The sequence below is a fragment of the Bartonella mastomydis genome (genome assembly GCF_900185775.1).
GTDB classification, from domain to species: Bacteria; Pseudomonadota; Alphaproteobacteria; order Rhizobiales; family Rhizobiaceae; genus Bartonella; species Bartonella elizabethae.
The window spans coordinates 431638-444911 of sequence record NZ_LT883138.1 but is presented as its reverse complement, the minus strand read 5'-3'; the positions used below and the strand labels follow the sequence as shown (position 1 = coordinate 444911).

Annotated in this window: 14 protein-coding genes; 3 read left to right on the top strand and 11 right to left on the bottom strand. The window is 39.1% G+C overall.

The annotated features are described in order from the left end of the window. Positions 1-46: 46 nt before the first annotated feature. Positions 47-433 (top strand): TIGR02301 family protein, encoded by a 387-nt coding sequence (locus tag FJG96_RS05030; RefSeq protein ID WP_139413024.1) that lies wholly within the window; start codon positions 47-49, stop codon positions 431-433. 403 nt (positions 434-836) lie between these two features. On the opposite strand, the gene FJG96_RS05025 is transcribed toward FJG96_RS05030, so the two are convergent. Continuing rightward, complete coding sequence (locus tag FJG96_RS05025) at positions 837-2165, bottom strand: dihydroorotase (RefSeq protein WP_139413023.1); 1329 nt, start codon at positions 2163-2165, stop codon at positions 837-839. Positions 2166-2229: 64 nt separating this feature from the next. Between FJG96_RS05025 and ygfZ the strand changes: the two genes are divergently transcribed. Together ygfZ and FJG96_RS05015 are read left to right on the top strand one after the other, a co-directional pair. Continuing rightward, the gene (ygfZ, locus tag FJG96_RS05020; RefSeq protein WP_139413022.1) at positions 2230-3102 is read left to right on the top strand and encodes a CAF17-like 4Fe-4S cluster assembly/insertion protein YgfZ; all 873 of its coding nucleotides are present in this window, start codon (positions 2230-2232) and stop codon (positions 3100-3102) included. After that, complete coding sequence (locus FJG96_RS05015; RefSeq protein WP_139413021.1) at positions 3095-3712, top strand: YfbR-like 5'-deoxynucleotidase; 618 nt, start codon at positions 3095-3097, stop codon at positions 3710-3712. Before ygfZ ends, FJG96_RS05015 begins: the two co-directional genes overlap by 8 nt. Before the next feature lie 594 nt (positions 3713-4306). Here the strand turns inward: FJG96_RS05015 and panB are convergent. The 10 genes from panB to FJG96_RS04965 form a co-directional block, all read right to left on the bottom strand. Next, entirely contained in the window at positions 4307-5122 is an 816-nt protein-coding gene (panB, locus tag FJG96_RS05010; protein WP_139413020.1) for a 3-methyl-2-oxobutanoate hydroxymethyltransferase, read from the bottom strand. Continuing rightward, a complete protein-coding gene (panC, locus tag FJG96_RS05005) occupies positions 5119-5979 on the bottom strand; it encodes a pantoate--beta-alanine ligase (protein ID WP_139413019.1) in 861 nt (286 codons plus the stop codon). The genes panB and panC overlap by 4 nt, the downstream gene beginning before the upstream one ends. Positions 5980-6007: 28 nt before the next feature. Next, positions 6008-6754: a DNA repair protein RecO gene (gene recO, locus FJG96_RS05000; protein ID WP_139413018.1), complete on the bottom strand. Its 747-nt coding sequence runs from the start codon at positions 6752-6754 to the stop codon at positions 6008-6010. 29 nt (positions 6755-6783) lie between these two features. Further along, positions 6784-7686: a GTPase Era gene (gene era, locus FJG96_RS04995; RefSeq protein WP_139413017.1), complete on the bottom strand. Its 903-nt coding sequence runs from the start codon at positions 7684-7686 to the stop codon at positions 6784-6786. Next, positions 7679-8386 carry a ribonuclease III gene (rnc, locus tag FJG96_RS04990; RefSeq protein WP_139413016.1) on the bottom strand — a complete coding sequence of 236 codons (708 nt, stop codon included), beginning with the start codon at positions 8384-8386 and terminating at the stop codon, positions 7679-7681. Before rnc ends, era begins: the two co-directional genes overlap by 8 nt. Next, a complete protein-coding gene (lepB, locus tag FJG96_RS04985; protein WP_139413015.1) occupies positions 8367-9179 on the bottom strand; it encodes a signal peptidase I in 813 nt (270 codons plus the stop codon). The genes rnc and lepB overlap by 20 nt, the downstream gene beginning before the upstream one ends. 80 nt (positions 9180-9259) lie before the next feature. Next, positions 9260-9661 (bottom strand): holo-ACP synthase, encoded by a 402-nt coding sequence (gene acpS, locus FJG96_RS04980; protein ID WP_139413014.1) that lies wholly within the window; start codon positions 9659-9661, stop codon positions 9260-9262. A gap of 20 nt (positions 9662-9681) precedes the next feature. Further along, positions 9682-10272, bottom strand: coding sequence for a DUF2062 domain-containing protein (locus FJG96_RS04975; RefSeq protein WP_139413013.1), 591 nt, complete (start codon positions 10270-10272; stop codon positions 9682-9684). Between the two features lie 94 nt (positions 10273-10366). Continuing rightward, the gene (gene pyrE / locus FJG96_RS04970; RefSeq protein WP_139413617.1) at positions 10367-10945 is read right to left on the bottom strand and encodes an orotate phosphoribosyltransferase; all 579 of its coding nucleotides are present in this window, start codon (positions 10943-10945) and stop codon (positions 10367-10369) included. 16 nt (positions 10946-10961) lie between these two features. Continuing rightward, positions 10962-13184 carry a RelA/SpoT family protein gene (locus tag FJG96_RS04965; RefSeq protein WP_139413012.1) on the bottom strand — a complete coding sequence of 741 codons (2223 nt, stop codon included), beginning with the start codon at positions 13182-13184 and terminating at the stop codon, positions 10962-10964. Positions 13185-13274 lie beyond the last annotated feature (90 nt).

Below are 13274 nucleotides of genomic sequence, written 5' to 3'. Positions count from 1 at the left end.
TTATTTTATCTGTACAGAGTTTTATTCAAAGAAAGCAATCAAAATAATGCGTCATAAATTGAGAAAAATCACTCTTTTAATATTTCTTGTCATTTCAATGCCAACCTTTGCACAACAATCTCCACCTTATGAGAAAAAATTACTTCGCCTCGCAGAAATTTTAGGATCACTGCATTTTCTCCAAAATCTTTGTGAGCCTCCAACAGACCAATGGCCAACAAACCAATGGTATGATTATATGAACGCACTCATTGAAGCAGAACACCCCATTCCACAAAGACGCGCTTATTTTTATGAAGCATTTAATGAAGCGTATCGTGCTTTCTCAGAAAATTATCACCATTGTACACAAGCAGCCATTGAAGCTAATCAAAAATATATTCAAGAAGGAAGAGTTTTATCCGAAAACCTTCTCATGCATTATAATAATTAACCTGTATCAAAAGTATCTCTTTCAATTTAAGTGATATCAATGATGTCCCCTTACAAACGAATAGAACAATAAATTGTCTTCTCGAAAATAGAGAAACTTTTGAAAAATAATGCTTCGGTGTGCTTGTATTCTTATGAGCAGCTTTTCCGTATCACTCTTGGCTTCTCTCCACACCTCAAAGGACGAACATTCCAACCAACCTAGTTTGTAAATAGCCCAAGTTCTATTGAGTTCCACTTGGCTTCCCATTTATGTGATGTGCTTTGAGACTCTACAAAAAAGCTTAAAAACATTCATCACGCACTAAAAAACATTTATGTGTTAAGGAAATTGATATGCCTTATATCACATCACCACTCTAAAAGATGATGTTTTTGGCATAACAAAATAAAACTGATGCTGTTTACACTAAAGTTTCTATAAATTTAACAGGCTCTCCTTGTGAAGGTGTAACAATTTCACCTTCCCACATAACGCGCATACCACGGATAACCGTTCCGACAGGCCAACCTTTAACCTTTTGACCATCATAAGGTGTCCAACCAGCACGTGAACCAATTAAGCTATTCGTTATGACTTCTTCTCGCTTAAGGTCAACAATGGTCAAATCAGCATCATATCCAACAGCAAGACGTCCTTTACAGCTTATACCAAAAATGCGACTAGGGCCATGTGACGTGAGATCAACAAAACGCTCAAGAGACATTTTTCCTGCATTCACATGTGTTAACATAATGGCTGCTGTTGTTTGCACCCCTGTCATTCCTGAAGGTGAAGAGGGATAAGACTGAAGCTTGTCCTCAAGGGTATGAGGTGCATGATCTGAGCCTAAAACATCAATAATCCCCTGTTGAACACCATACCAAAGAGCTTCACGGTGGCGCGGTTCACGAATAGGTGGATTCATTTGAATTAATGTACCAAACTGCTTATAATCATCAGCCGTAAGAGTCAAATGATGGTGTGTCACTTCAATTGTTGCGACATCTTTATGTTTTTTGAGAAAATCAATTTCTTCTTCTGTCGAAAGATGTAACACATGAATGCGTGCCCTCATTTCATGGGCAATTTTTACTAAACGCTGCGTACACTTTAACGCCGCAATCTCATCACGCCAAATCGGATGTGAAGATGCATCCCCTTCAAGACGCAGTATTTTACGCTCTTTAAGCCTTTCCTCATCTTCAGAGTGAAAAGCTGCTCGACGGCGTGTATTTTGCAAAATAAGGCGTACACTTTCATCATCATCAACCAAAAGATCACCGGTAGAAGATCCCATAAAGACTTTAATTCCAGCTGCACCAGGAAGTCTTTCTAATTCAGAGAGTTCATGAGCATTTTCACGCGTTCCTCCAACCCAAAATGCAAAGTCACAATGCATACGATGGAATCCGCGCTTAACCTTATCGCTTAATGTTTCTTCTGACGTTGTCAATGGATTGGTGTTAGGCATCTCAAACACTGCTGTAACCCCCCCTAACACAGCGGAATATGAACCACTTTCCAAATCTTCTTTATATTCATTGCCTGGCTCACGAAAATGCACTTGACTATCAATAATTCCCGGCAAAATATGAAGCCCCGTACAATCAATCACCTCACCAGCTGAGGCACATGTAAGGTCGCCAATTTCAGCAATACGGCCATTTGTAACACCAATATCACGCTTGCTTTTTCCATCATGATTCACAAGTGTTGCACCTTTAAAAATTGTATCAAATGTTTTAAACATAGCCATGCTCCTTACATATTGCTCACTTATCGATTATGTAACTTTGAGCAGAAAGGCAAGAACCATGATTGAAAAACAAAATGCCATTTGCTTAAAAAACCGCAAAATTATTCAAATTACAGGCGAAGAAGCAACAGATTTTTTACAGTCCCTGATCACAACAGATGTAAAAAAAATAAGTCCCCAAGAAATTTTCCCTGGAGCCCTCTTATCCCCACAAGGAAAGGTCCTTGCTGATTTTCTTATCGGTAAAAGAGAGAATGGTTATTTTATCGATATTGTGATGTCTTTGGCCGATATACTCTATAAGCGTCTGTTGCTCTATAAACTGCGTAAAAAAGTAGAAATTACACAACCATTACAAGGTCTTGTTATAGTTTCTTGGAAAAATGAATCAGATACTTTAAGTTTTGATTCAAATTTTGTTGATAAACGCTTTCCACAACAAGAAAAAATAATACGAATCTATAGCAAAGTTCCTTTTTTGGTTTCAGAAAATTATGACACATGGAATCAATTGCGAATTCGTTATGCAATTGCAGAAAGTGATCAAGACTATGAAGTTGGCAAAGTTTTTCCTCATGATATTAATTACGATCAAATCAATGGATTAGCCTTCAACAAAGGGTGTTATATTGGACAAGAAATTGTTTCACGAATGCACCACCGACGTGCAGCACGTCGCCGTATCTTGATTGTAAAAGGCCAGCGTGATCTCCCCCCTCAATCGAGCCTTGAAGCAGGAACAAAAGTACTTGGCCACTTGGGAACATGTGTTGCAAATGAAGCTCTTGCTTTAATGCGTATTGACCACGTCAAAGATGCTATGGATCATAACATTCCCTTTACTGTAAAAAACATTCCTGTCACTATAAGCATTGCTGAAAATATGAATTTTACCTTTCCTGAAAATACGATAGAAAATACGCATGGCTAAAGCTGAATTATTAAAAAGTGGAGAAGCGCGCGCTTGGCAACGAATGCTCTCTGGACGCAGACTTGATCTTCTCAATCCTTCTCCTTTTGATATTGAAATTGAAGATATTGCTCATGGACTTGCGCGTGTAGCACGTTGGAATGGTCAAACACGAGGAGAATATGCCTATTCTGTTGCACAGCATTCACTTTTGGTTGAACAAATATTTCGAAAACTTTTTCCACAGTCGCTGAAGCATGAATGTCTCTGTGCGCTCCTTCATGATGCACCAGAATATGTCATTGGCGATATCATTTCACCCTTTAAAGCTGTCATAGGTAAACAATATGAACGCATTGAAAAGCGCATCCAAGATGCAATCCACATGCGCTTTTCTCTTCCCGTTGATCTTTCTCAAAAACTTTTAAAAAAAATTAAACAAGCCGATCGTATTGCCGCATATCATGAAGCCATCACATTTGCTGGATTTAATACAGAAGAAGCCCTTCGCTATTTTGGCTCTCCCAATAATATTTCATCCGATGATCTAAATTTACACCCCTCCTCTACTCAACAAATTGAAAACGCTTTTTTAACGCGCTTTAATGACTTAGATGGCCCCAAATTATAGACTCTTCGCATTGTTGACTTTTTGTCATTACAGACTCATCAAACTGATTTATAATAATAATTTGTCGTTTTTCACATTAAATGAGTTCCCTCTAATATGGCAAGAGTCACTCATTTCAAATCTGTTTATATTAAATCAATCAAAATCACTTACTTGCACGTCATAAGCAAAGAAAGCCCTAGGGATAAAAACTGTAAAAAAGACTAAAAATACCGCTTATGAGCCCTCTCAAGTGGCAAGTTCTCGTCAACAACGTTGGTCGTTGGCAAAATGTGTGAGATGGTGCCCACTTGTTTTTTTATGAAGCATAAAGAGGGTTGTGCTTTATAAAGTTTATACAGTCCCTAGGGACTTTTCCATTATAGCATTCACGAGTGCCATGGCAAAATAGAATGAGGTGTCTAAATATTTCTTTTTAAAAGTACATCAATTAGCATTCCAATGACATTCTATTTTACATCAGAAAACTGCCTCCATTAAAGAAATAAAAAAATCATAGCTAAAATTTCATACAAAAATATATTGAAATAATGCACATTCATTACAAAAATAGACAAATGTTCTCTTATCGAACTTTTTAGCTTAAGCTAAGATTTATTTCAGTTTATAAACTTCCCTATCCGCTGGAAAAGAACGGGATGTAACATCCTCTGCATAGTTTTTGATTGCGGTTTTCATGGCTTGTTCAAGGTCTCCATAACGACGTACAAATTTGGGTACGTGAGCACCATAGCCCAACATATCTTCCATCACCAAGACTTGTCCATCACATTGATTGGATGCACCAATACCGATTGTTGGAATAGAAAGCTTTTCTGTCAATTTTACGGCTAAAGGTTCGACAATCCCTTCCAAAACAATAGCAAAAGCACCAGCCTTTTCAATCGCTGCTCCGTCATCTTCAATTCTTTGCCAATCACTCTCTTTACGTCCTTGTGTCTTAAAACCACCAAAACGATTGACCGCTTGGGGAGTAAGACCAATATGTCCCATCACTGGTATGCCACGTTTAGATAAAAAATCTATTGTTTCCGCTATATAAACTCCACCTTCAAGCTTTACAGCTCCACACCCCGTTTGTGCAAGAATACGCGATGCATTTAAAAAAGCTTGCTCTTTACTTTCTTCATAAGAGCCAAAAGGCATATCAATAACGACAAGAGCTTTTTGAGATCCACGCACCACAGCCTGCCCGTGTAAAATCATCATATCTAAAGTAACAGGAAGCGTTGTCTCAAACCCATATACAACCATACCAACGCTATCACCAACCAAAAGGATATCGCAATAGGGATCAGCAATCCGCGCAGTATAAGCTTGATAAGCTGTTAAAGAAACAATTGGCTGTTGTCCCTTTCTTTCGCGTATTTGAGAAGATGTTATACGCTTTACAGTTCTATGGATACTCATTTTCCACCCTTCTCTTGCAATATGTATTGATCAATAAGTCTTACCTCGCCAAAGCGAACAGTAAGAAGTAAAACCGCTGGTTTATTCAATGTTCCTTTGACCTCGCATAAAGTTTCCATATCCCGTAAATCTATCGCTTCAATGATTGCACGCGTTTCTTTTTGTAAAATATTGCGAACAATTTTGCATAATTTATCAACCGACCGCTCACCTTCATGGTAAAGTTTTTGAGCCACTTTTCCACTTTCAGGAATAATTTTGGCCGCTTTACGATCTTCTAATGTTAAAAGTTTATTCCGCGAAGAGTGGGCAACACCATCTGCTTCTCGTAAAATAGGGACGCCAATAATTTCAACAGGAAAAGCTAAATCTTCAACCATACGCTGAATAATTAAAATTTGTTGAAAATCCTTTTCTCCAAAAAAAGCTTTATCAGGCTGAACAATATTAAAAAGCTTAGCAACCACACTTGTTACACCACAAAAGTGCCCTGGACGTAATTTTCCCATCAAAATACGTGATAATTTTTCCACTTGCACAATTGTATCATTTCCCAAGGGCCACATTTCTTCCACAGAAGGCGCAAAAACACATTCAACACCCGCTTTTTCCAATAAAGCACAATCGCTTCTTAAGTCTCTTGGATATTGATCAAAATCTTCATCAGGTCCAAATTGTTTTGGATTGACAAAAATAGAAACCAATACGCGATCACACGTTGCTTTTGCACGCTGTACTAATGCCAGATGCCCCTCATGAAGAGCTCCCATTGTTGGGACTAAACCAATCGAAAAGCCTAAACTTCGTTCTTCTGAAGTATATTGGCGAACTTCAGCAATTGTCTTTAAAATTTCCATTTTTCCATTCTATTCAATTATGATTGGGTCAACAAACAAATGCTTGCATACCAAATCGACGCTCAAACAACTGTATCAAATTCATTCGCACCGACGGCTGTTTTATATCTCGTGGCTCCCAGACATGACGCATAAGAAAAAAACCCGTTAAGTTAAAACCATTTATTATATCCCTAAAATCAGTAGGACGAGTCGTTCTTTGCACCAGAAACTGTGGAAGAATGAGAAGCTTTTTTTTCCAAGGTTCCCCTGCTTCTTCACAGACAGCCCGCCCAGATTTTGGCGATACGTAATAAAGTTTTTGCTTACGACCTGTCGCAGCACAACAAGATAAATCAAGACCAAAACCAAGTTCTTCAAGAAGCCGCATTTCAAAACGTACAACTAATTCCGCATTTACAAAGGGTTCATCAAAATTCTGCATAAAAAGGTGTAAAATATCATATAAAGCGGGGTGCGGATCACGCTCAGGAAGAAGCCGCAGATGAAAAGCGACCAATTGCAAAGCATAAAGTGCTTCTGGTAGACAGATTAATCGCGCCGCATGTAAATCAAGTGCTTCTAGACGAAAAAGTCCCAAATGTTCTTCTAAACGCGCACTCCATTCAGCCTCCACAAAATTCCCAGACTGAAGAAGAGCTGCCATACGACGCGAACGCCCCCCTTTTACCACCCCCATATAACGACCGCGTTCACGCGTCATAACCTCAAGAATAACACTTGTTTCACCATATTGGCGTGCCCCAAGAATAACAGCTTGTTCTTTCCATTTCATTGTATTTTAATTATTTTTTAAAATATTATTTAAAAAAAATCCAATCCCATTTCGCGATAACGTTCTGGATCGGTATCCCAATTATTACGCACTTTCACAAAGAGAAAAAGATGAACCTTTTGATCCATGATTTTCATAAGCTCCTTGCGAGCTGCTTGACCAATCGTTTTAATTGTATCGCCTTTTGTTCCTAAAATAATTTTCCTCTGACTCTCACGCTCTACATAAATAACTTGATTAATTTTAACGGAACCATCTGACCGCTCTTCAAAGCTTTCTGTTTCAACCGTTGAGGAATAAGGAAGCTCATCATGAAGACGAAGAAAAAGTTTTTCACGCGTAATTTCAGCAGCAAGATGACGCATAGGCATATCGGAAATTTGATCTTCCGGATAATACCATGGCCCCTCCTGCATCATGTTACTCAACGCATGAAGTAAATCCTTGCAACCAGAACCATTTAGAGCAGAAATCATAAATGTTTGCGCAAACTTTACACGTTCATTTATTTTAGTGGTTAAGGCTAAAAGAGATGATTTAACAACTGTATCAACCTTATTGAGAACAAGAACTTTTTCTTGTCTCATAGTGTTTACAATATCTAACATCATATCAACTTCATCCGAAAGACCACTTTGAGCGTCAATTAAAACAAGCAGAACATCAGCGCTCTTAGCCCCTCCCCAAGCAGCAGAGACCATGGCACGTTCTAAGCGCTTGTGAGGACGAAAAACACCCGGTGTATCGACCAATATAATTTGCACATTATCATGAATGACAATACCGCGGATTAAAGTTCGTGTTGTTTGTACCTTATGCGTTACAATTGAAACCTTTGTTCCAACCAATTGATTAACCAATGTCGATTTACCAGCATTAGGCAGCCCGATAAGTACAACAAACCCAGAACGCGTTTTCATAACGTCACTCATGATTGCTTTTTCCTACGTTTTTCCATACTCCCTCTCGTCGCAAAATCTTCTCAGCGGCCATTCTTTCAGCATATCTTTTAGAGCTCCCCTGCCCAATCTCTGAAGCAAAACCTGAAATACTAACCTCTACCATAAAAACAGGATCGTGATCTGGACCTGAACGTTTGATGACCTGATAATGTGGTTGTGCATTGCCTTGGATATGCGCCCATTCTTGTAACTCTGTCTTGGCATCACGTCGAGCTGCATTCATTTTCTTTGCCCGACTTTGCCAATATTTTTGAATAAAGGGGCGCACACTTTCCAATCCTCCATCAAGATACATAACAGCAATCAAAGCCTCTACGACATCTGCATGCATATTGATGAGTCGACGCCCTTCAAAATTTCTCATCTCAAAACCGACTTGGATCATATCAGGCAGCCTCATTTCACGTGCAATGTCAGCACATGTCTGCGCATTAACCAGATGATTCAAACGGACTGATAATTCACCTTCACTTGCCTGAGGGAAAAGTTGATACAGCATCTCCGCAATCAAAAGCCCTAGAACCCGATCTCCTAGAAACTCTAATCTTTCATAATTCCCTTGTTCCGAATCTTGCACACTCGCGTGTGTTAATGCTCTTTTTAATTTCTCTTCATCTTTAAAACGATGCCCCGTCAGCTTGAAAAGCTGATCAATCATGAGACGTTTCATCGTTGTTTCCTTGCTTGATAAGCGGCAAATCATGAACCTTATTTATGAAAGAAAACAAACGTTTCCAACGTACATCAAATGGCCAGCGCCAAATCTGCCAAGCACTTGAACCGTTACTGATAGAAAAGAAAATCACGCTCGCGCGACCAATAAGATTTTCTTCTGGAACATAGCCTACATCCAAACGACTATCATCTGAATTGTCACGGTTATCCCCCATCATAAAATAATGTCCCTGAGGAACTTCAAAGACTTTCGTGTCATCAACTTTTGGGATGAAAGCTAAATCAAGCGTATCGTAGCGAACACCATTCGGCAATGTCTCGCGATAGACCTCAACAGGATAGTTCACTTCCGTTATATCAGAATTATCAATCTCTCCCATAAAGTGACGAGAAACAGCCTTATCATTAATATAAAGAACACTTTGACGAACTTGTATACGATCACCTGGCAGCCCAATAACGCGTTTTATATAATCGATCTTCGGATTACTTGGTAAACGAAAAACGACCACATCTCCCCGTTGAGGTTGGGATGCCCAAATACGTCCAGAAAAAAGGGGCGGAGAAAAAGGAATGGAAAAATGAGAATACCCATATGCATACTTAGAAACAAAGAGATAATCCCCTACAAGCAAAGTAGGACGCATGGAACCAGAAGGAATACTAAAAGGCTGGAAAAAAAGTGTCCGAATAAACGCTGCTAAAAGCAGAGCCTGTATTAAAACAGAAATTAATTCAAGAATCCCACCTTTTTTTTCTTTTTTATGCACTTTATCTTTTTGGACCATCACCAACTGCCTTCCCATCACAAATATAACTTTTTTTCATCATAATATCCAAATAACAAAAGCACAATCTCTCACGCCATCTATCCACGTGGAAGTGCTTCAATAATAACAAATGCCTGCGCCCAAGGGAAATCATCTGTTATACTGAGATGAATAACCGCCTCATGATGAGGAGGTAATAACTTTTGAAGTTGCCCTTGCGCACGATTTGTTAATTGCATGATTGGTTTCCCAGAGGGCAAATTAACCACCCCCATATCTTTCCAATTGATACCACAAGCGATTCCCGTCCCTAAGGCTTTAGCACACGCTTCTTTAGCAGCAAATCTTTTCGCATAAGAAGAAGATTTCTTTTTGAGATTTTCGGACCTATTCCTTTCAATATCCGTAAAAATGCGCTGGATAAAACGCTCGCCATAACGAACCAACATTCTCTCAATACGCCGTATATCAACCAAATCATTTCCAAGACCAACAATCATAAGATATTATCCGATCTTTCTTACGATGAACGCTTCTTTAAACGCCTTTTTTTTATAATCTTTTGATATCGCTTTTGTTTAAAACGAGCCGTTGCTCTGTAAACACCTATATAAGATAAACCACCAAAAACAACACCTAAAAGAGTTCCACCTAAAATCATAGGACTCATAATTGTATCCCATGCCCCTTTAAAAAGGAGAGAGAGATTTGACACTGTCAAACCGTTAAAAAGAGAACGAATTTGAGAAAGAGAGATCTCATTGACATCGCTAAAAAGCGATAAACAAAAATACCCTACTTTATAATCAGCCATGACAATCAATAAAAATGTGAGTGGATTAGAAAAAACCGTCCCAATGATTGCAGCCGCAAAGTTTGCACGCAAAATCCAAGAAAAAAATATTGCCAAGATAATATGCACCCCGAAGACAGGAGAACAGGCTAAAAAAATACCAATAGAAAACCCTAGTGCAACCTCATGCGGTGTTGCTGATATACGCAAAATACGTTTATAGATGTAAGAAAATGAGCGGGAAAATGAACGACGCGGCCATAACCAAAGTCGAATACGCGTTACAAAATCTACTGGTTCTCGACGACGAAAAAGCATATGACTCTCAATATACATCTTTTGATGATAAAATAACCTATATCATCCAAATTAATCTTTTTAAGTTTTTGCATAAAAAAAAATAGAAAGACAATTAAATATTTCGACTGCCTGGTTTAATCGCTGGAAGAGCAGAAAGATCTGCAGGAAGTTCCTCACTCGCATAAGAAGCGATCTCATATTCAGCTAGCGCAATCAACGGAACGCCAACATCAACCTTACCACCAGAACGATCAAGGATGCATGCACTTGCCAAGACCTCTGCTCCTGCTGCCACCAACGCCTCAACGGTCTCACGAATAGAAAGACCCGTTGTCACAATATCTTCAACAATAACAACCCGCGCACCCTTCTTGATTTCAAAACGACGCAATTCAAAGACGCCATTGACACGCTCTACCCAAAGAGAAGGAACACCAAGGTGACGTGAAGTCTCATAGGAAGGAATAAGACCACCAATTGCGGGACCAACAACATAATCAATTTGTTCCTTGATCGATTCTTTGATTTTTTCAGCCAATCCACGACAAAGTTTTTCCGTCAAGTCAGCATGCATAAACACTTTTGCCTTTTGCATATAAGTTGCACTATGGCGTCCCGATGTTAAAATAAAATGCCCCTCTAAAATAGCATCTGCTTGTTTAAAAATATCAATGACTTCTTGTGTATTCATTGCAAAATCTTCCTTGTTATCCATGAACCCGCCGTACTGTACTGACTGAATTTGCCTTTTTTAACTGAGAGAAAATACGATTCAAATGTTTTAAATCCCAAACTTCCAAATCAATCATCATTTCTGTAAAATCTGGTGCCGTCCGGATCAAAGATAAATTTTGGATATTGGCATCGTTAGCAGAAATTATTTGCGTAATTTCAGCTAAAGAACCAGGACTATTGACAACCAAAATATTTATTCGCGCAGGAAAACGTTCATTCATTTGAGCATCAATATCCCAGCGGACATCAATCCATCTTTCTGGCTGATCATCATAGGCCATCAACGCCGAAGACTGAATTGGATAAATAACGATCCCAGCACCTGGTTGCATAATACCAACAATCCGATCCCCAGGCACTGCTCCTTCTGGTGAAAAACGGACAGGTATATCTCCACGGGTTCCTCGAATAGGTAAGGCTTTAGATTGTTGATTCTCAACCATTGTATCCTTTTCATTTTCCGGAACTTTAAAAATCATCCCTTGAGCATTTTCAATATTGAACCACCCTTCTTCCCCAGGCTTAAAAGATGATTTTTGGACTACACGCTCTTGATAATCAGGATAAACCGCTTTAATCACATCAGCAGAAAATAATTCTCCACGCCCAACAGCAGCCAAGACATCCTCTACATCTTTACGCGCCAAACGCGGTAAAACTTTCTTCAAAACATCTTTTGAAAATTGTTTTCCCATATATTCAAATGAACGCTCAAGAATACGATATCCTAAGCCTGAATATTGCTTACGCACCGCTGCTCTGCTTGCGCGTCGGATAGCTGAACGCGCTTTACCTGTGACAACAAGAAATTCCCACGCAGCGGGCGGAATTTGAGCGTGTGAACGGATAATATCAACTTCGTCACCATTTTTTAATTTAGTCATTAAAGGCATAATACGACCATTGATTTTTACGCCCACACAAGAATCGCCAATGTCTGTGTGGACAGCATAAGCAAAATCAATAGGTGTCGCGCCTTTAGGAAAAGCAATTAATCGACCTTTTGGTGTAAAACAAAAAACTTGGTCTTGAAAAAGCTCAAGTTTTGTGTGTTCTAAAAACTCTTCCGGATTATCTCCATCAGATAAAGATTGTATCGTTTGACGTAACCACGCATAGGCGTTCGTTTCGCTTGATAACTTCGAAGTTGAATAATTGGAACCCTGCTCTTTATATATGGAATGGGCAGCAACTCCATATTCAGCAACCTCATTCATGGCAGCCGTTCTAATTTGCAATTCAACACGTTGTCTCGAAGGCCCCACAATAGTTGTATGAATAGAACGATAATCATTTTGCTTTGGTATGGAGATATAATCTTTAAAACGACCAGGAACCATCGGCCAAGTCGTATGAATGACACCAAGAGCACGATAACAATCATTCACGGATTCAACAATCACACGAAATCCAAAAATATCCGATAACTGTTCAAAAGATAGTGCTTTGCTTTCCATTTTGCGAAAAACAGAATAAGATTTTTTCTGACGGCTTTTAACATCTGCTTTAATGCCATTTTCCAAAAAAAGTTTTGTCAATTCATTTTCAATTGTGGAAAGCAAATCACGATTGCGCTTTGATAATTCAGAAAGTCGATTGGTAATCGTACGATGACCTTCTGGATTTAAATAAAAGAAAGAGAGATCCTCTAATTCCTCGCGCATATCCTGCATCCCCATACGGCCCGCAAGTGGCGCATAAATATCCATTGTCTCCTCAGCAATTCGTCGACGTTTATCATCGCGCATGACACCAAGGGTACGCATATTATGAAGGCGGTCTGCAAGTTTGACTAAAAGAACACGGACATCATCAGAAATGGCAATAAGAAGTTTACGAAGATTTTCTGCCTGTACAGCTTTCTTTGATACAAGATCAAGCTTATTAAGCTTTGTAAGCCCCTCAACCAACTTCCCAATTTCAGAACCAAAAAGCTGATCAATTTCTGCTCGTGTAGCACTTGTATCTTCAATTGTATCATGCAAAAGAGCAACAGCAATCGTCGCCTCATCCAACCGCATATCCGTTAAAATAGCAGCAACTTCCAAAGGATGGGAAAAATAAAGATCACCCGAAGCACGCTTTTGATGTGCATGCTTTTTCATTGCATAATCATAGGCTCTTTTTAGAAGAGCCTCATCTACGTCAGACTTGTAACGCTGAACACGCCCAACAAGCTCACACTGACGCATCATACGAGCATATCCTTTATCTTTTCACACCTCTAACCCTTATTGAAAATGCCTTATCAATAAAGGACAAGAAAAATAACCGCTCCTTATATG